The sequence below is a fragment of the Pantoea sp. genome (genome assembly GCF_028283705.1).
Classification (GTDB): Bacteria; Pseudomonadota; Gammaproteobacteria; order Enterobacterales; family Enterobacteriaceae; genus Pantoea.
This window is the reverse complement of the sequence record NZ_JAPWKD010000015.1, coordinates 201,598-220,211: the sequence shown is the minus strand read 5'-3', so window position 1 is coordinate 220,211 and position 18,614 is coordinate 201,598. Positions and strand designations below refer to the sequence as shown.

Sequence of the window (18,614 nt, the reverse complement as noted above, 5' to 3'; positions counted from 1 at the left end):
GGATGAATTTTCAGTGGCTGGCGTGGCAAAATCTGCCGTGGATTAAAGCCTCAGGCGGCCAATGGCGCTATGCCTTGCGCAACGCCATCGCGATGTGCCTGGCGCTCTCCGTCGCCTATGCACTGCAACTGGACCAACCCTACTGGGCGATGACCTCGGCGGCAGTGGTCAGCTTTCCCACTGTGGGTGGGGCGATCAGCAAAAGCCTGGGCCGCATCGTCGGCAGTTTGCTCGGTGCCACCGCTGCACTGCTGATTGCCGGACATACGCTGAATGAACCCTGGTTATTTGCCTTTTTTATGGCGGGCTGGCTGGCGCTATGCACCTGGATTGCCAATCACTTTCAAAATAATGTGGCTTATGCCTTCTCGCTGGCCGGTTATACAGCCGCGATCATCGCGTTTAGCAGCGTCAATATTACTGATATCAGCGAGTTATGGACCATTACCCAGGCTCGCGTCTGCGAAGTCATTTCCGGGATTTTGTGTGCCGGGCTGATGATGATGGTGCTGCCCAGCACCTCTGATGGTCACGCGTTAATGGGATCGCTGCGGCAAATGCATGCCCGGTTGCTGGACCATGCAGTGCTGCTGTTACAACAAGGCAGTACCGATAATGTCCGCACTGCCCATGAAAATGTCATCAGCCAGATTCTGACCATGAACCTGCTGCGTATTCAGGCATTCTGGAGCCACTATCGTTTTCGTCGGCAAAATAACGTGCTCAACTACGTGCTACATCAGCAGTTGCGTTTAACCAGCGTGCTTTCCAGTCTGCGCCGGATGCTGCTGAACTGGCCAGACGCGCCACCACTATTATTCGACGCCATGCAAAAATTGCTGCACGAACTGGCCCAACCGGAATGTGATAAATACCGGCTGGCGCTGATTCTGCGCAGCATCACCCCCGCCGCTGAGGGCGATTATCGCCAACGTGCCTTTGTACAGCGTCTGCGCTACTTTGCCTGGGTTTACCTTAACGTGCAGCGCTGGATCAGGCTGATTGAACGTGCCGATGCCGATACGCGCTTTCAACCACCGCGTGTTCCCTCACTGGCGCGGGAAAGCGACAACGCGGAAGCGGGCTGGAGTGCGTTACGCACTTTCAGCGTGATTATGCTGGGTTGTGCGTACTGGATCGCGACCCAATGGGATTCCGGCGCAGCAGCGCTAACCCTCACCGCCATCGCCTGCGTGCTGTATTCTTCAGCTCCCTCACCCACCGGCAGCATCTCTCTGTTGCTGAAAACCCTGCTGTGGTTGTCCGTGTTCAGTTTTGTGTTGCAGTTTGGCTTGATGGTGCAGATCAGCGCGCTGTGGCAGTTTTTGCTGGTGCTGTTCCCGCTGTTGCTGACATTGCAGATGTTCAAATTGCAGCAGAAAGCGCGCGCCGGGATGTGGGGGCAATTTATTGTCTTCATGGGGTCGTTTATTGCCGTCAGTAACCCGCCGGATTGGGATTACCAGAGTTTCCTCAACGATAACCTGGCAAAAGTTTGTGGTGTGATGCTGGCCTGGCTGGCGTTTCAGGTGCTGCGCCCCAGCTCGGATGCGCGTCGCAGTCGGCGTCATATTCGCGCGTTGCGCCATGCCTTCCTCGATCAATTGCGTCGCCACCCTCGTTTAAGCGAGAGTCGCTTCGAATCACAGATTTATCATCATATCAGCCAGTTAAGTAATAGCCGCGATGAACAGGCGCGAGTATGGCTGTTGCGCTGGGGCGTGGTACTGCTCAATTGTTCGCATATTGTCTGGCAGTTACGCGAATGGCAGCCCAGCTCTCCCATCCTGGTCCAGATGCGTGACAGCAGTTTGCAGGATTTACAGCGGATTATGAGCCTGCGTGGTGTGCGCCACACCTCTTTGCAGGCAACGCTGGATGAACTGGAGGAAATGATTGCCCATCTCCCGGTCACACAAGACAGCGAAGCCAATACCCTTGCCGGCATTCTCTGGCGTTTACGATGTTCGCTGGCGCAACTGAAACAGGCCGTGCCTACTGACAATATTGTTGCTGCTGCCGGTTAAAATCATCCTGCAACTGTTGCAGGGTTTTTCGCCCCTCAAAGCGGGTTTTATCCTGCTCAGACATCGGTTCCAGCACCAGAGCTTTCTCCTCCGGGGAATAGATAAAACGACGCGGCAGATCGGTGCCGGTAAAACTTTTCCCATCGATAGCACCACACACCACCGTCATGGTGTGACGATAAACTTCGGCATGGATGAAATTGGTCTCAGTCGCACTGCGCAGCACATTCTGACAGCCTTTCGCTTCCAGCTTTTCCAGCGTTCGCTGTGTCAGCCATTCGCGCCCACGGGCAATCTCCTCGCAGCTGGCGCGTAGCGGATTAACATCGATCGTTCTTTGCAGTTGCCGACTGGCGTCCAGTCGTAATTGCGTATCATTCGGTTGATCACATCCTACCAGCAACGCACATAACAACATGATCCCACACGTTTTCATTCCTGCCCCTGAGCGGTTTTGTTCCCTGCCACGTATCATAGGCGGGAAAGATCAGCGGGAACAGTGCAAAAATATCTGAGAAATGTCTGGTTACGCAAATCGGGGCGGCGGCAGGTCGCCGACCCCGGTTAAATCACACCACAGGCAAAGCGGGCACCACCGCCGCCCAGCGGTTGCGGGTGATCAGAATGATTGTCACCGCCCACATGCACCATCAGGGCTTTCCCTTTGATTTCGTTCAGGGATTTGATACGCGGGGCCAGCACCGGGTAATTCGCTTTACCGTCATCGCCGACATATAACGCAGGCAGGTCACCCAGGTGGCCTTCAGCATAGGGTCCCAGATGTTTTCCGGTTTTTCCGGGATCAAAATGCCCCCCTGCCGCACCCGCCGCCACCATTTTCCCGGCCGATTCGCCGGGTTCACAGCTGCCGTTGGCATGGACATGGAAGCCATGGATGCCCGCAGGCAAACCACTCAGCGCGGGGGTAAATTGCAGCCCGTAAGGGGTTTCGGTGATGGTCACCTTGCCAATCGCCGCGCCAATACCTTGTTCCGTCACTTTGTGCAGCTCGACTTCTTCTGAAGCAGCCTGGGCAACGCCGCTACAGAGCAGCGCCAGAACAGCAATCAGGGTTCTGTTCATAACATCTCCTTATGGTGAGTTCCCTGTAAGCCTGGCTGCTTTTTCCCAGTGCTGCTGCATTTTGACGCATTTTTACGCTTCAGGGCACATCGTAGCCCAGTGCAGCCTTACGAATGCGGAACCACTGCTGGCGATCCAGCGTCAACTGACAGGCCGCCACCGCGTCACTGACTCGCGCTGTTTTACCGGAACCGATGATCGGCAAGGGGCGGCTGGGCAGTTTCATCACCCAGGCATACACCACCTGCTCAATATTGCTGGCACCGATTTCCTGTTTCACCTGATGCAGTTCATCACGCAGCGGCTGGTAATGCGGGTCGTTAAATAAACGCCCACCGCCGAGGCAGGACCAGGCCATCGGGCGCATACGCAATTGCTGGCACTGATCCAGCGAGCCATCCAGTAATGTCGATTGTTCCAGCGGAGAAATTTCCAGCTGGTTGGTCGCCAGGGTAAAAGGCAGACGTGATTGCAGCAGGGTGAACTGGGTCGGGGTGAAATTGGAGACACCGAAATGACGTACTTTTCCACTCTGATGCAATGAGAGGAATGCTTCGGCAACTTCATCCGCATCCATCAGTGGATCGGGGCGATGAATCAACAGCAGGTCGAGATAATCGGTAGCAAAATGGCGCAGCGAATTTTCTGCACTCTGCAAAATATGGCGGGTATCGGTGATGTAATGACCGATCTGGTGTTCCGGTTTAGCGCGCGTCGCGATGCCGCATTTGGTGACGATTTGCAGCTTTTCACGCAAACCCGGCGCCAGTTTCAGCGCTGCACCGAATGCGGCCTCACATTGGTAATCACCATAAATATCCGCGTGGTCAACCGTGGTGATGCCCAGCGCAAGATGATGCTCGATAAACTGCACGCACTGCTGTGGCGTCATGCCCCATTCCATCAAACGCCAGTAACCCATGATCAGCGGTGAAAATAGCGGTCCCTGCGGGGCAATTTTTTGCGGCTGTAACATCATAGCTCTCCGTTAAACGCAAATCCGAATGGATGAATCGGCAGTATAACGGAAAGTGACCCACAGCAACGGTCAGAACAGTGAGGGTTGTTGCGGTTCGTCAGGTTCTTCGGGTTTCTGACTGCGTTGCAGGCGTAACCAGCGCTGACGGCATAAACGCAGCACATGGCGTTTTTGCGCATCACTGTATTTCATCCAGTCAAAACGCTCCTCGCGACTGCGCAGGCAGCCACGGCAATAGCCACGAGCATCGCTCTGGCAAATCCCCCGACAGGGGCTAGGGACAGGAAAAAACTCAAGTTGCTCGGCCACATCCACTCCGGTACAGGCAAATTGCAGCATATTGATAACAGCTTAGTGACATTGTGCGCAGAGTAAACGCCAATTGCACGTATTCTGCACAATCAATTTTCCGCCAGCCAGCGGGTTACCGTTACTTACTAATCTGTCCCTGTGAACCCTGGGGGCGTTTAAGTTTGGTTAAGGTTTTCCTCATATTTTGTCTCTACTCTGGCGCGATTCTGTTCCATTGATGAGTTTTCATGAAATTCCCGAATAAGTTACAGTGTCACTCTGGCTGGTTTAATTTCAGCGCCGCGTTTTTCTTTGGTGTTGTGCTAAATGGCCTGTTTTTGCTGCGCGCATGGCAAATTATTCCCTATACACGGCTGCATGATTATCTGTTCGCCGCCAGTATTCCCGTGGTCCTGATCGCCGCGTTCTACTTTATTTTTACCCTGCTCGCCTGGCCGTTTATCCGTAAACCGCTATTGATCCTGCTGGTGCTGACCAGCGCCGCCGCTAACTACTTTATGCACAGCTTCGGTACGGTTATCGATACCAACATGATTGAAAACGTGTTTGAGTCGAATGCCCAGGAAGCCGGTGCGCTGATCAGCCGCACATGGGTCATCTGGATGCTGCTGATGGGGATTCTGCCTGCGGCGTTTATCACCAGCGTCCGTATCCGCTCAGGACAACGCTGGTGGTGGAGCCTGTTGCAGCGCCTGGCCGGTGCCCTCGGGGCATTGTTGATAATCCTGCTGATGGCGGTGCTGTTTTATAAAGATTACGCCTCGCTGATCCGCAACAACAAAGGGCTGGTAAAAATGATCACCCCGGCCAATATCGTCAGCGGTACCGGCCATTATGTCGATCAGCGTTGGTTACAGGGCAGTCAGCAACTGGTGAAGATCGGCGAAGATGCCCATAAAGGCCCATTCATCTCCGCCGAACAGAAAAAAACGCTGGTGGTGTTGGTGGTGGGCGAAACCGGTCGCGCTGAAGACTTTTCCCTCGGCGGCTATGCGCGTGAAACCAATCCGCAGCTGAAACAGCAGCAGGTGATCTATTATCCGCAAACCAGCTCCTGCGGCACCGAAACCGCCGTTTCCGTGCCCTGCATGTTCTCGAATATGCCACGTGAGCAGTACGATGCCAATCTGGCCCACCATCAGGAGGGTCTGCTCGATGTGCTGGCCCATGCCGGGGTGAGCGTACTGTGGCGCGAGAATGACGGTGGCTGCAAAGGTGCCTGCGATCGTGTCCCGCATACTGATATGACCCTGTGGAACCTGCCGCAATATTGTCATGACGGTTTTTGTCTTGATGATGTCCTGTTGCACAATCTGGACAACTACATTGGCAGCCTGCATAACGACGGCATTATCGTGCTGCATCAGATGGGTAGCCACGGCCCGGCTTATTATCAGCGCTATCCGGCTGAATTCCGTCGTTTTACCCCAACCTGTGACAGCAATCAGATCCAGGATTGTGACCACCAGGCGCTGGTGAATACCTATGACAATTCGCTGCTGTACACCGACGATATGCTGAGCCGTACCATTGATAAACTCAAAGGTTTGAGCGATCGCTTCAATGTGGCGATGGTTTATCTTTCTGACCACGGTGAATCGCTGGGTGAACATGGCATGTATCTGCACGGTGCTCCCTATATGTTTGCCCCCTCACAGCAAACTCATATCCCGTTGCTGATGTGGATGTCGCCGGGCTACGCCGCCACATACCATATTAATCAGGGGTGTTTACGTCAGCAGGCCGCCGATCAGCCGGTGTCACAGGACAATCTGTTTCATACTCTGCTCGGTATGTTCAACATCCAGACCCGCGAATATCAGCCGCAACTGGATATGATCAGATCGTGCCAGGCAGCCAGCTAAAGATTGCATTAGACCGATCGGTCTACTACTCTGCTGTCCATGAACAAGACTCTGCAACGCAACGAAACCCGTGAACATCTGCTCGCTACCGGCGAGCAGTTGTGTTTGCAACGCGGTTTTACCGGGATGGGCCTCAGCGAAATGCTGATGCTGGCGGAAGTGCCGAAAGGCTCGTTTTATCACTACTTCCGCTCGAAAGAAGCCTTCGGTGTGGCCCTGCTGGAGCGCTATTTTGTCCATCATTTGCAGATGATTGAGCAGCAACTCAATCAGCCTGGTGCCACAGCACGTGAGCGTTTCCTGCAACACTTTCGTTCGGCGGAACGTTTATTTATCGAACAAGGCCATATCATGGGTTGTCTCGGGGTGAAGCTGTCCGCCGAGGTGTGCGACCTGTCAGAACCGATGCGGGATGCGTTGCAACATGGCGCAACGGCGGTGATTAATGCCTATGCCCGCTGTCTCAATGACGTGGCAACTGAACAGGCGTTGTTGTATGGGCAAACCCCGCAACAGCTGGCACAACGTTGCTATCTTTTGTGGCTGGGCGCGAGCCTGCAAAGCAAGATCTCACGGGAGCCAGGCCCGATTCGTCTGGCGCTCGAAACCATTGAACAGTGGCTGACCAGCCACTGATTTTAAAAACCGCAGTTTCTAGACGACCGGTCTAATACAGGAGTCATCATGGCGAGTAAACAGCTGTTCTCCCCCCTGAAAGTGGGTGCGATTACCGTGCCTAACCGTGTTTTCATGGCCCCTCTGACGCGTCTGCGCAGCATTGAGCCAGGCGATATTCCCACCCCACTGATGGCCGAGTATTATCAGCAACGTGCCAGCGCCGGGTTGATCATCACGGAAGCGACCCAGATTTCTTTCCAGGCGAAAGGTTATGCCGGTGCGCCGGGGCTGCACACCCAGCAGCAAATCGCCGCGTGGAAAGTCATCAACGAGGCCATTCACGGCGCGGGCGGTCACAGCGCGGTGCAACTGTGGCATACCGGGCGTATCTCCCATAATAGCGTGCAGCCGGATGGCCTGCCGCCGGTCGCCCCTTCTGCTTTGGCTGCCGGTACCCGTACCTCACTGCGTCACACCGATGGCACCGTGTACCGTGAAGATACCTCCGTACCGCGTGAACTCAGCGTGGCAGAAATTCAGCAGATCGTGGCGGATTTTGGCCAGGCTGCTGCCAACGCACGCGAAGCAGACTTTGATTTGCTGGAACTGCATTCGGCGCACGGTTATCTGATGCATCAGTTCCTCGCCCCTGACTCCAACCAGCGTACAGACGAGTACGGCGGTTCGATTGCCAAACGTGGTCGTTTCGCGCTCGAAGTGGTGGATGCGGCGATTGCTAACTGGTCTGCCGATCGCATCGGTATCCGCATTTCACCGATTGGTGCTTTCCAGAATCTGGAAAATGGCGCGGATGAAGAAGCCGCCGCACTGTGGTACATCTCGGAATTAGGCAAACGTAAACTGGCTTATCTGCACCTGTCAGAGCCAGACTGGGCGGGTGGTCAGCCTTATAGCGACGCTTTCCGTGAGAAAGTACGCGCGTTGTTCCCTGGGGTGATCATCGGTGCGGGAGCCTACACCGTTGAAAAAGCAGATGACCTGATTCAGCGTGGCCTGATTGATGCCGTGGCGTTTGGTCGTGATTTTATCGCCAACCCGGATCTGGTGGCTCGCCTGCAACAGGATGCGCCGCTGAATCCGCAGCGTCCGGAAACCTTCTACGGTGGTGGTGCCGAAGGTTATACCGATTACCCGACGTTATAAGAAAGTTTGATTGCCGCACCGGATGTGCGGCAATGCTGTTTCTTCAGAGCGTTAACTCGCTATACTTAGCCTTTGTGCTTGTTAAAAGAGGATGTTATGCGTTTACTTCACACCATGTTACGCGTTGGCGATTTGCAGCGTTCCATCGATTTTTACACACGTGTGCTGGGCATGCGCCTGCTGCGTCAGAGCGAAAACACCGAATATAAGTACACCCTGGCTTTTGTTGGCTATACCGAAGAAAGCGAAGGTGCCGTGATTGAGCTGACCTATAACTGGGGCGTCGAGAGCTATGATCTCGGCAACGCCTACGGACACATTGCACTGGGCGTCGATGATGTTGCGGCCACCTGTGACCGCATCCGCAATGTCGGTGGTAAAGTGACCCGTGAAGCTGGCCCGGTTAAAGGCGGCACCACGGTGATTGCGTTTGTCGAAGATCCGGATGGCTACAAAATCGAACTGATCGAAAACAAACACGCCGGACACGGCATCGGCAACTAAGCCTGCCTGCCAGCCTGGGTATTTACGGGCTGGCGCTCCTCTCTCCTGCTGCACCCTCCCGCAATTTTTGCCATAATGCGCGCTGCCCCATTTATTGCTATGAGATCCTGATGTCTGAATCGAACGACTTAAACGCTCTCCATCAACGCTTTCGCGGTTTTTATCCCGTGGTGATCGACGTCGAAACGGCCGGTTTTAATGCCAAAACCGATGCCCTGCTGGAAATTGCCGCCACCACACTCAAAATGGATGAAGACGGCTGGTTGCATCGCGACGAAACGCTGCATTTTCACGTTGAACCCTTTGAAGGTGCGATTCTTAACCCGGATGCACTGGCGTTTACCGGGATTGATCCCAGCAACCCGCTCCGTGGCGCGGTGAGCGAATATGAAGCGCTGCATGCAATTTTTAAGATGGTGCGTAAAGGCACAAAGGACAGTCACTGCAATCGCGCGATTATCGTGGCGCATAACGCAACCTTTGATCATGGCTTTCTTATGGCGGCAGCCGAACGTGCCGGTCTGAAGCGCAACCCATTCCATCCCTTTGCCACTTTTGATACCGCTGCGTTAAGCGGCCTGGTGCTGGGTCAGACGGTGCTGGCAAAAGCCTGTAAAGCGGCAGGTATGGATTTCGATAGTACCCAGGCGCATTCTGCCTTGTATGACACTGAACAAACCGCGACGCTGTTTTGCGAACTGGTCAATCGCTGGAAGCGCCTTGGCGGCTGGCCGGTCGCATTCAGTGACGATGTGTCGGAAGACGACGCAGAATGACCAAAAGAAAGGCCGACGATGCGTCGGCCTTTGCAATTATTCTGCTTCTTTATACTTCTCAGCAGTTTCTTTAATCAGCGGTTGCAGCTCACCACGCTGGAACATCTCAACGATGATGTCGCAACCACCGACCAGCTCGCCATCGACCCACAGCTGCGGGAACGTTGGCCAGTTGGCATATTTCGGCAATTCAGCACGGATATCCGGGTTTTGCAGGATATCAACATACGCGAAGCGCTCACCACAGGCAGACAGAGCCTGCACCGCCTGCGCAGAGAAACCGCAGCTTGGCAGTTTCGGCGAACCTTTCATATACAGCAGGATCGGGTTTTCTGCGATCTGGCGCTGAATTTTTTCAACAGTACTCATTTTTGCCTTCCTTAATTCCTCACTTCGTGTTTGTTTATTGTAGCGACTTCACCCCCGCACTGAAAACGGGATTTTGCTTCTCAGCGACCTTAATCGCCATGTTTGTTAAGTTCCAGCGCCACAAATAACATTTTCATATCATTAGCAAGCATGAACCGATTAATAATTGGCAATAATTATGCTGCGTTAACCGGCTGAAATCGTTCATTTTTGCCACAGATACCATCTGGTAACAGATTAATCGAAAAATGCCTTACCTTTTGGAAAAAAAGTGGATTAGAATCAATTCCGGCGCTGATCATTGATCAGATTTTTCTAACTTGCCGCAGGCTGTTTTATCGCAGACTGCTTAACCTGTAACCGGACTATGCGTTTACTTATTACGCTTTTTATGCTGGCTTTCGCCCAACTGTTTTTTAATGTGGCTTCTGCGTCACCGCATGCGCCCATCAATGCCAGTTTGCATAATGCAGAGAAAAAAAGTGCACGCGAAGATGAGCGCCGTAAACGACGCCCGGTCAAGACCAGCACCAAAAAATCACGCCTTACCAGCAGTGTTCATAAGTTAAGACTGAAGAAATCCACCAAAACCGAAACTGCGCTGCACAAAACCACCCGCAGAAAAACCCTGCAGAAGTCGCCGACCAAAAAATATGGTCATCAGCGCGTGGCGAAAGTCATATCTGAGCAGGATGACGCCAGCGACCTCACCACCATCAGGATGAGCAAATCACACCGTCAGCGCTATCAAAAGGCGCGTGAAACGGCGATGAACAAATTAATGGGTCAGATCGGTAAACCCTACCAGTGGGGCGGTACTTCACCGCATACCGGTTTCGATTGCAGTGGTCTGGTGTGGTATGCCTATAAAGACCTGGTGAAATACAAATTCCCACGCACCGCTAACGAAATGTATCACCTGCGTGATGCGGCGCCGATTAAACGCGATATGCTGGAGAAAGGAGATTTGGTGTTCTTCCGCATTAACCATCGCGGTACCGCTGACCATGTGGGTGTTTACCTTGGCAACGGCAAGTTTATTCAGTCACCGCGTACCGGTAAAGATATTCAGATTAGCGCATTAGGTGAAGATTACTGGCAGAAGCATTATGTCGGTGCACGTCGCATGATGACGCCGAAAACCATTCGCTAAGCGGTCACCGCGCAATAAAAAAGCCGGACACTGAAATTTCAGGTCCGGCTTTTTTATTAATGAAGGATCGCGGTGAAGCTGAACACGATGATCATTAACAGCGCGCCAACGGTAGTACCCAGCGCCAGTTTCAGGTCTGTACTCATCACAACTCCTTAGTCACATTAATTGAAGGGTTAATGTAATTTTCGCACAGCCCCCGGCAAAAATCTCGTGTTATCCGCGTCAGCTTGCTAGAATCGCCGCCTTTCGTTGCGCAACAGATTTTGTGCACGCTGTGTTTGTGGCCTGTTAAAGTGATTTAGGCTCAGCGTTAACGCCTTTTTCTTCGCCATTTGCCCCAAAAATTGGGGCGCAAAACCATTAGCAGACGCAAACGTTTAACAATATACTTATCAGTAAGTTGCGATAAGCCCGGGAGTACCATTTTCATGGCAACAATTAAAGATGTGGCGAAACGCGCCGGTGTCTCCACCACCACGGTTTCGCATGTCATCAACAAGACGCGTTTTGTCGCGGAAGAGACGCGTAACGCCGTATGGGAAGCGATCAAAGAACTGCACTACTCGCCCAGCGCCGTGGCGCGTAGCCTGAAGGTCAACCACACCAAAACACTGGGATTGCTCGCCACCTCCAGCGAAGCCCCCTATTTCGCGGAAATCATCGAAGCGGTGGAAAACCACTGTTTCGACCGCGGCTACACGCTGATTCTCGGCAATGCGCATAACGATCTGCAAAAGCAGCGTGCTTATCTCTCGATGATGGCGCAAAAGCGCGTCGACGGTTTATTGGTGATGTGTTCCGAATATCCCGACGACCTGCTCACCATGCTGGAAGAGAACCGCAATATCCCGATGGTGGTGATGGACTGGGGCGAGTCTCGCGGTGATTTCACCGATACCGTGCAGGATAACGCCTTCCAGGGCGGCTATCTTGCGGGACGTTACCTGATCGAACGTGGACATCGCGACATTGGCGCCATCCCCGGCCAGATGGAGCGCAACACTGGCGGCGGTCGTCATGCTGGTTTTATGCAGGCACTGCATGAAGCCGGTATTACCGTTCGTCCGGAATGGATTGTGCAGGGCGACTTCGAACCAGAATCCGGTTATCAGGCGATGCAGCAGATCCTCAACCAGAAACAACGTCCGACGGCGGTGTTTTGTGGCGGCGATATCATGGCGATGGGCGCGATTTGTGCCGCCGATGAAATGGGGTTGCGTGTGCCACAGGATATTTCGGTGATTGGCTATGACAACGTGCGCAACGCCCGGTATTTCACCCCAGCGCTGACGACCGTTCATCAGCCGAAAGCGCAGCTGGGAGAAAAAGCACTGGAAATGCTGCTCGATCGCATCACCAGTAAACGCGAAGAGCCGCAGACCATCGAAGTGCAGCCAACATTGATTGAACGCCGCTCAGTCGCTGACGGCCCGTTCCGCGATTATCGTCGCTAAGCCATTGTTTCGCTCAACCACTCATGGTTGAGCGTTTCAGCATCGCCCAGATAATCCAGCAACCAGCTTAATGCCGGTGAAGCGCGTTGTTCCGACCAGCTGACGCAGCAGGGACTCTCCGGGAAAGGCGCAGGCAACGTCAGTTCGGTTAACTCGCCACTATCCAGCAGTGGCCGGGCTAAATGGCCCGGCACCATGCCCACGCACAAACCTGCCCGCAGGCAATCCATCCCGGTTTCCCATTCCGGTACCACCAGACGCCGCTGGTTATCCAGCGTCCAGGTCATACGCCGCGGCAGCGCCCGCGACGTATCCTCCAGCACCAGCGAAGGCCACGCCCGTAAGGTCTCTTCATCCAACTGGGTACTTTTTGTCAGGGGATGCCCGGGACTGACCACGCAACGCCAGTTCAGCGCGCCCATATCCTGGAAGGCGAAACGCCCACCGACCGGAATGGCCTGGGTGGCCCCAATCGCCACATCGACCCGTCCATCAGCCAGCGCATCCCAGACCCCGTTGAACACTTCATAGCTGATAATCAACTCCATATCCGGGAAGTGACGGTAGAAATCCTTTACCAGTTGCCGGGTACGCTGCGGTTTAACGATACAGTCAACCGCGATGCTCAACTGACCACGCCAGCCGTTAGCCAGTTGCTGGCACTGGCGTCGGGTTGCCAGCATTTTTTTGATAACACTCCGGCCTTCACGCACGAAATGCTCACCCGCAGCCGTCAATACCACCTCCCGGTGCTGCCTTTCAAACAAAGGCACGGCCAGCCAGGTTTCCAGCTGGCGTACCGTATAGCTGATGGCAGAAGGCACGCGATGTAACTCCTGCGCCGCTGCGCTAAAACTGCCGCTGCGAGCCACCGCATCCACCACTTCAAGCGCGTATTCAGACCACATGATTTTGCCTGCAAAATTTTTGATAGCACCTCGCAAATATTAGCGTTTCACAAAGACTGCCGCACCCTTTTACACTCCCCGGCGTTCAATTTGTCTAATGAGAATCACCATGTTGTCATCAAAAGGATTTTTGCCTTATCTTGCTTTGCTAAGCATGCTGGGCTTTCTTGCTACGGATATGTACCTGCCGGCCTTCGGTGCCATGCAGCAGGATTTTGCCACTGCCCCTGGCACCATCAGCGCTAGCCTGAGCCTGTTCCTCGGTGGTTTTGCCTGTGCGCAGGTCTTCTGGGGTCCGTTGTCTGACCGCTTTGGTCGCAAACCCATTCTGCTGGCCGGATTAGTGATCTTCGCGCTGGGCTGTCTCGGCATGTTGTGGGTAACCGATGTGCGACTGATGCTGGCACTGCGTTTTGTCCAGGCGCTGGGTGTATGCGCGGCGGCTGTCAGCTGGCAGGCGCTGGTGGTTGATCGCTATCCACAGGCGCAGGCGAACAAAGTTTTCGCCACCATTATGCCGCTGGTGGCGTTGTCACCGGCGCTGGCCCCGTTGCTGGGAGCCTGGCTGATGGGTCATTTCCACTGGCGTAGCATTTTCCTGCTGCTGACGCTGGTCACGCTGGTGTTGCTGGTCGGTACCCTGCAACTGGCGAACCCTACCCGCTCTCAGGCGGCACGCGCGCCACAGCCCGGATGGTTGACGTTACTGGCTTCAAAGGTCTACAGCGGCAATGTGCTGATTTATTCTGCCTGCTCCGCCAGCTTTTTCGCCTGGCTGACCGGCTCGCCTTTTATCCTTGCTGATGCAGGACTTTCACCCGCCGATATTGGTCTGAGTTATGTACCGCAGACCATCGCCTTCCTCGTAGGTGGCTTTGGTTGCCGTGCCCTGTTGAATCGGTTCCAGGGCAAACAACTGCTGCCATGGTTGCTGGTGATTTACAGCCTGAGCATCGTCGGCCTGTTTGCTGTTGCCCAGCTTGCAACACCTGCGCTCTGGGCGCTGCTGCTGCCGTTCTGCGGCATGGCACTGGCCAATGGTGCGATCTATCCGATCGTGGTCGCCAGCGCACTGCTGCCCTTCCCTCAGGCCACCGGTAAAGCGGCATCCTTACAAAATCTGCTGCAGCTGGGATTGTGCTTTATCGCCAGCCTGTTGGTTTCCGCTGGCTTACAACAGGCATTGCACAGTACCAGCCTGGTCATGCTCGCTACTGTGGCGCTTGCCTGGGCTGGTTTCGGCTGGCAGCGTGCCGCTGTGGCAAACGCACAAAGTGATGTTGCTCACAACTCCCGTCCCTGCGAAGATAATCGCTAACGCAACGGCCTTAGTTAGCAAACTAACGATAAGTCGTTGAATATTGACCCACGGAAGCATATACTGCGTGGGTCAGCATTTCTGTAACAAATCAATAACATAATTGTATTAATATTTAGCGACTCTGTCGCTGGGATGGTGTCTGCACGATGTTCTCCCCGGTGTTGTGCCAGACATTTCTATTCAGATTCATACCTCTGTAAAACGTCGGATATCTGGCGCACGGATTTTCCGTGAGTTCTCTCACAAGCCTGGAGAAATTGACTATTCTTTTCTCAGGTTGAAATCGGAAAGGTGATGGAGAAGCTATGAGTTCATCGTGTATAGAAGAAGTGAGCCTTGAAGAAAACCACTGGTTTCGTATCGCCCATGAATTACTGGAACGGGCCGATATTGCCATAAATGGTACTCGCCCCTGGGATATTCAGGTTAAGCATCCGGATTTTTTTAAACGGGTCCTGCAAGAAGGATCGCTGGGCCTCGGTGAAAGTTACATGGACGGCTGGTGGGAATGTGAAAACCTCGACATGTTCTTTCATCGCGTACTGAAACACCATCTGGATCAGCAATTACCGCATCATTTTAAAGACACACTGCGAATCGCTGCGGCGCGTTTGACCAATCTGCAATCGAGAAAACGCGCCTGGATTGTGGGTAAAGAACATTACGATCTCGGTAATGACCTGTTTTCACTGATGCTCGATCCTTTTATGCAGTATTCCTGCGGTTACTGGAAGGATGCGGAAACACTGGAACAGGCACAGCAGGCCAAACTCGATATGATTTGCCGCAAACTGCAACTCGAACCCGGCATGTCATTGCTGGATATTGGTTGTGGCTGGGGTGGACTGGCTGAATTTGCCGCCCGCAATTACGGTGTTAAAGTGCATGGCGTGACCATTTCGGCTGAACAGCAGAAAATGGCGCAGGAGCGTTGTGCCGGTCTGGATGTCACCATTCTGTTGCAGGATTATCGCGACCTGAATCTGCAATTTGATCGCATCGTTTCTGTTGGCATGTTCGAGCACGTTGGGCCGAAAAACTACGCAACCTATTTTGAAGTGGCCGACCGTAATCTGAAGCCGGACGGTATTTTCCTGCTACATACCATCGGGTCAGTTAAAACCGATATGAATGTGGATCCCTGGATCGACAAATATATCTTCCCGAATGGCTGTCTGCCTTCCGTACGCCAGATTGCCGATGCCAGTGAGTCCCATTTTGTCATGGAAGACTGGCATAATTTTGGCGCGGATTATGACACCACGCTGATGGCCTGGCATGAACGTTTCCTCGAAGCCTGGCCGCAGCTGGCAGAAAAATATGGCGATCGCTTTAAACGCATGTTCAGTTATTATCTCTGCGCTTGTGCCGGAGCATTCCGGGCGCGTGATATTCAGTTGTGGCAGGTAGTATTTAGCCGTGGCGCTGAAGGCGGTTTGCGTGTCGCACGCTAAGTAACAGAAAGGCGCCAAATGGCGCCTTATTTATTGCGGGCTTATTCGCTTTCGTCAGACGCCAGTGCAGCGGCTTCACGCTGCGCCAGGACGCGCTCGACGGTTTCGACAATCGCCTGGGTATGCGGGTCGATCTCGATATTCACTTTATGTCCCAGTTTTTTCGCCCCGAGCGTGGTGCGCTCCAGCGTTTCCGGGATCAGATGCACGCAGAATTTACTCTTCGTCACATCGCCCACGGTCAGGCTGATGCCGTCAATACCGACAAAACCTTTGTGCAGAATATATTTGATCTGCGACGGGTCCTGTAATTTAAACCACACCTCACGGTTGTTTTCCGACTGAATAATTTTGCTGATCTCTGCGGTGGTCATAATATGGCCGGACATTAAATGACCACCAATTTCATCACTGAATTTCGCCGCACGTTCAATATTGACCAGATCGCCCACCTGCAATTCACCCAGGTTGGTAATACGCAAAGTTTCTTTGATTAAGTCAAAGCTCACCCGGTCGCCGTCAATCTCCGTCACCGTCAGACAGCAACCATTGTTAGCAACCGAAGCCCCCAGTGCCAGCCCCGGCAGTAACTCTTCCGGCAATTTTACGATGTGAGTGCGAAACAGCTCTTTTTCTTCAATAGCAACAATTTCTGCCTTACCCTGCACAATTCCAGTAAACATAATCTCAGCCTCTGCGAAGTTTGCCGTAGTTTATCACAGCTGAACCGCGCGGGTTTAATTTGCCGGTGCGCAAAATTTACACGCTTGTTTTAACAAATTGCGAACAATGTTTGGCGGATACGCAAGCGACCGTTACACTAAGCCGCGTATTCTTTGGGGATGTCTCCCCGCTCTCCTTTTTATTTTAAATGCAGGTGATACGTGCAGAAGTATTTAACAGAAGCGCGTCAATTGCTGGCCCTTGCGATCCCGGTCATCCTTGCTCAGGTTGCCCAGACTTCGATGGGGTTTGTGGATACCATTATGGCCGGTTCGGTAAGCGCCACGGATATGGCTGCCGTTGCGGTCGGCACCTCTATCTGGCTTCCCGCCATTCTGTTTGGTCATGGTTTGCTACTGGCATTGACGCCCACCGTTGCGCAACTCAACGGTTCAGGACGCCGCGAGCGCATTGCTGAACAGGTTCGTCAGGGCTACTGGCTGGCGCTGTTCGTGGCGGTGTTGATTATGCTGGTGCTGTGGAACGCCGGATATCTGATCCGTTCCATGCATAATATCGATCCATTGCTGGCTGCCAAGGCTGAGGGTTATCTCCATGCCCTGCTGTTCGGTGCACCGGGTTATCTGTTCTTCCAGGTGGCGCGTAACCAATGTGAAGGGTTATCAAAAACCAAACCCGGCATGGTGCTGGGCTTCCTCGGTTTGCTGACTAACATTCCGCTGAACTATGTGTTCATCTACGGGCATTTTGGTATGCCTGCGCTGGGTGGTGTCGGCTGCGGTGTGGCAACGGCATCAGTGTATTGGGTGATGTTTCTGGTGATGCGCTTCTGGCTGAAGCGGATGGGCAGTATGCGCGATATTCGCATGGCAACCAGCTGGTCAGCACCCTCGCGGGCGATTCTGTCTCGTCTGTTTACCCTCGGCCTGCCGGTGGCGTTGGCGCTGTTCTTTGAAGTGACCTTGTTTGCCGTGGTGGCGTTGATGGTGTCGCCACTGGGTATCGTTAAAGTGGCCGGGCACCAGATTGCGCTGAACTTCAGTTCACTGATGTTCGTACTGCCGTTGTCACTCGGTGTGGCAACGACGATTCGCGTGGGCTATCGGCTGGGACAGGGTTCGCCAGAACAGGCACGGGTGGCGGCATGGACCGCGCAAGGTGTAGGCATCAGTATGGCCGCCGTCACCGCGCTATTTACCGTGACCTTCCGCCATCATATCGCCGCGTTGTACACCGCCAACCCGGAAGTCATCACGCTGGCGGCGCAACTGATGCTGCTGGCAGCGATTTACCAGTTCTCGGATTCGATTCAGGTAATTGGTAGCGGTATTTTGCGTGGCTACAAAGATACGCGTTCGATCTTCTTTATCACCTTGATTGCTTACTGGGTACTGGGCCTGCCGGTTGGCTATATCCTGGCGCTGACAGATTGGGTCGTGCCCCGACTCGGCCCGGCCGGTTTCTGGTGTGGCTTTATCGTCGGGTTAACCTCGGCGGCGATCATGATGATTTGGCGCATTCGTCGTTTGCAACGTCTGCCTGCCCAGGTAATTCTGACACGCGCCGCCCGCTAAGTGGCTGAGCGGGCCGTAAAAGGCCCGCAACGCCTAAAAAAACGACGCATAGCACAGATGCTGGTCAGTCATGATGAAAAATCACTTTTTCCCCTTGCCAGCTTACCAGCGTGCCGTTAATATTCGTCCCCGCTGTCGCCCTGACAGCGTGTTGCGCTCTTAGCTCAGTTGGTTAGAGCACCACCTTGACATGGTGGGGGTCGATGGTTCGAGTCCATTAGAGCGCACCAAGTGCGTCCGTAGCTCAGTTGGTTAGAGCACCACCTTGACATGGTGGGGGTCGGTGGTTCGAGTCCACTCGGACGCACCATTTCTTTATCCTAAATAATTCGGGTTGCAGGAAGGCAGCAAGCGAATGAATCCGCT

General features: G+C 53.7%; 19 protein-coding genes and 2 tRNA genes. 13 read left to right on the top strand and 8 right to left on the bottom strand.

Annotated elements, in window-relative coordinates; all coding sequences use genetic code 11:
* The first annotated feature begins 2 nt into the window (after positions 1 to 2).
* Positions 3 to 2,027 (top strand): FUSC family protein, encoded by a 2,025-nt coding sequence (locus PW844_RS13785; protein WP_299452560.1) that lies wholly within the window; start codon positions 3 to 5, stop codon positions 2,025 to 2,027.
* Here PW844_RS13785 and PW844_RS13780 read toward each other — a convergent pair.
* From PW844_RS13780 to PW844_RS13765, 4 genes are all read right to left on the bottom strand, one after another.
* On the bottom strand, positions 1,996 to 2,463 hold the full coding sequence (locus tag PW844_RS13780) for a hypothetical protein (protein WP_299452559.1): 468 nt from the start codon (positions 2,461 to 2,463) through the stop codon (positions 1,996 to 1,998). The genes PW844_RS13785 and PW844_RS13780 overlap by 32 nt on opposite strands.
* A gap of 128 nt (positions 2,464 to 2,591) precedes the next feature.
* On the bottom strand, positions 2,592 to 3,110 hold the full coding sequence (gene sodC, locus PW844_RS13775; protein WP_299452557.1) for a superoxide dismutase [Cu-Zn] SodC: 519 nt from the start codon (positions 3,108 to 3,110) through the stop codon (positions 2,592 to 2,594).
* A gap of 79 nt (positions 3,111 to 3,189) precedes the next feature.
* Positions 3,190 to 4,086: an aldo/keto reductase family oxidoreductase gene (locus PW844_RS13770; RefSeq protein WP_299453174.1), complete on the bottom strand. Its 897-nt coding sequence runs from the start codon at positions 4,084 to 4,086 to the stop codon at positions 3,190 to 3,192.
* A 72-nt stretch (positions 4,087 to 4,158) separates the two neighbouring features.
* On the bottom strand, positions 4,159 to 4,398 hold the full coding sequence (locus PW844_RS13765; protein ID WP_084878433.1) for a DUF1289 domain-containing protein: 240 nt from the start codon (positions 4,396 to 4,398) through the stop codon (positions 4,159 to 4,161).
* A gap of 230 nt (positions 4,399 to 4,628) precedes the next feature.
* On the opposite strand from PW844_RS13765, the gene eptA reads away from it, so the two are divergent.
* From eptA to rnt, 5 genes are all read left to right on the top strand, one after another.
* Positions 4,629 to 6,266: a phosphoethanolamine transferase EptA gene (gene eptA / locus PW844_RS13760; RefSeq protein ID WP_299452554.1), complete on the top strand. Its 1,638-nt coding sequence runs from the start codon at positions 4,629 to 4,631 to the stop codon at positions 6,264 to 6,266.
* Between the two features lie 39 nt (positions 6,267 to 6,305).
* On the top strand, positions 6,306 to 6,902 hold the full coding sequence (locus tag PW844_RS13755) for a TetR/AcrR family transcriptional regulator (protein WP_299452552.1): 597 nt from the start codon (positions 6,306 to 6,308) through the stop codon (positions 6,900 to 6,902).
* Between the two features lie 48 nt (positions 6,903 to 6,950).
* Positions 6,951 to 8,048 carry an alkene reductase gene (locus tag PW844_RS13750; protein ID WP_299452550.1) on the top strand — a complete coding sequence of 366 codons (1,098 nt, stop codon included), beginning with the start codon at positions 6,951 to 6,953 and terminating at the stop codon, positions 8,046 to 8,048.
* A gap of 96 nt (positions 8,049 to 8,144) precedes the next feature.
* The gene (gene gloA / locus PW844_RS13745) at positions 8,145 to 8,552 is read left to right on the top strand and encodes a lactoylglutathione lyase (RefSeq protein ID WP_299452548.1); all 408 of its coding nucleotides are present in this window, start codon (positions 8,145 to 8,147) and stop codon (positions 8,550 to 8,552) included.
* A gap of 110 nt (positions 8,553 to 8,662) precedes the next feature.
* Positions 8,663 to 9,328: a ribonuclease T gene (gene rnt, locus PW844_RS13740; RefSeq protein ID WP_299452546.1), complete on the top strand. Its 666-nt coding sequence runs from the start codon at positions 8,663 to 8,665 to the stop codon at positions 9,326 to 9,328.
* Between the two features lie 36 nt (positions 9,329 to 9,364).
* Here the strand turns inward: rnt and PW844_RS13735 are convergent, their stop codons facing one another.
* On the bottom strand, positions 9,365 to 9,697 hold the full coding sequence (locus PW844_RS13735; protein WP_021185244.1) for a Grx4 family monothiol glutaredoxin: 333 nt from the start codon (positions 9,695 to 9,697) through the stop codon (positions 9,365 to 9,367).
* Between the two features lie 367 nt (positions 9,698 to 10,064).
* Here PW844_RS13735 and PW844_RS13730 point away from each other — a divergent pair, with 367 nt between their 5' ends.
* Positions 10,065 to 10,850: a C40 family peptidase gene (locus PW844_RS13730; RefSeq protein WP_299452542.1), complete on the top strand. Its 786-nt coding sequence runs from the start codon at positions 10,065 to 10,067 to the stop codon at positions 10,848 to 10,850.
* 56 nt (positions 10,851 to 10,906) lie between these two features.
* Here PW844_RS13730 and PW844_RS13725 read toward each other — a convergent pair whose 3' ends face one another.
* Positions 10,907 to 10,996 carry a YnhF family membrane protein gene (locus PW844_RS13725; RefSeq protein WP_139810913.1) on the bottom strand — a complete coding sequence of 30 codons (90 nt, stop codon included), beginning with the start codon at positions 10,994 to 10,996 and terminating at the stop codon, positions 10,907 to 10,909.
* Between the two features lie 285 nt (positions 10,997 to 11,281).
* Between PW844_RS13725 and purR the strand changes: the two genes are divergently transcribed.
* The gene (gene purR / locus PW844_RS13720; protein ID WP_084874071.1) at positions 11,282 to 12,307 is read left to right on the top strand and encodes an HTH-type transcriptional repressor PurR; all 1,026 of its coding nucleotides are present in this window, start codon (positions 11,282 to 11,284) and stop codon (positions 12,305 to 12,307) included.
* Here purR and punR read toward each other — a convergent pair.
* Positions 12,304 to 13,215 carry a DNA-binding transcriptional activator PunR gene (gene punR, locus PW844_RS13715; RefSeq protein WP_299452536.1) on the bottom strand — a complete coding sequence of 304 codons (912 nt, stop codon included), beginning with the start codon at positions 13,213 to 13,215 and terminating at the stop codon, positions 12,304 to 12,306. The genes purR and punR overlap by 4 nt on opposite strands.
* 109 nt (positions 13,216 to 13,324) lie before the next feature.
* On the opposite strand from punR, the gene punC reads away from it, so the two are divergent.
* Entirely contained in the window at positions 13,325 to 14,533 is a 1,209-nt protein-coding gene (gene punC / locus PW844_RS13710; RefSeq protein ID WP_299452535.1) for a purine nucleoside transporter PunC, read from the top strand.
* A 308-nt stretch (positions 14,534 to 14,841) separates the two neighbouring features.
* Positions 14,842 to 15,990 carry a cyclopropane fatty acyl phospholipid synthase gene (gene cfa / locus PW844_RS13705; RefSeq protein WP_299452534.1) on the top strand — a complete coding sequence of 383 codons (1,149 nt, stop codon included), beginning with the start codon at positions 14,842 to 14,844 and terminating at the stop codon, positions 15,988 to 15,990.
* A 41-nt stretch (positions 15,991 to 16,031) separates the two neighbouring features.
* On the opposite strand, the gene PW844_RS13700 is transcribed toward cfa, so the two are convergent.
* On the bottom strand, positions 16,032 to 16,673 hold the full coding sequence (locus PW844_RS13700; RefSeq protein WP_299452532.1) for a riboflavin synthase subunit alpha: 642 nt from the start codon (positions 16,671 to 16,673) through the stop codon (positions 16,032 to 16,034).
* A gap of 201 nt (positions 16,674 to 16,874) precedes the next feature.
* On the opposite strand from PW844_RS13700, the gene PW844_RS13695 reads away from it, so the two are divergent.
* The 3 genes from PW844_RS13695 (at position 16,875) to PW844_RS13685 (ending at position 18,558) form a co-directional block, all read left to right on the top strand.
* The gene (locus PW844_RS13695; protein ID WP_299452530.1) at positions 16,875 to 18,248 is read left to right on the top strand and encodes an MATE family efflux transporter; all 1,374 of its coding nucleotides are present in this window, start codon (positions 16,875 to 16,877) and stop codon (positions 18,246 to 18,248) included.
* Between the two features lie 153 nt (positions 18,249 to 18,401).
* Positions 18,402 to 18,478: transfer RNA gene (locus PW844_RS13690), tRNA-Val, on the top strand.
* A 3-nt stretch (positions 18,479 to 18,481) separates the two neighbouring features.
* Positions 18,482 to 18,558, top strand: a tRNA-Val gene (locus tag PW844_RS13685).
* Positions 18,559 to 18,614: the final 56 nt, after the last annotated feature.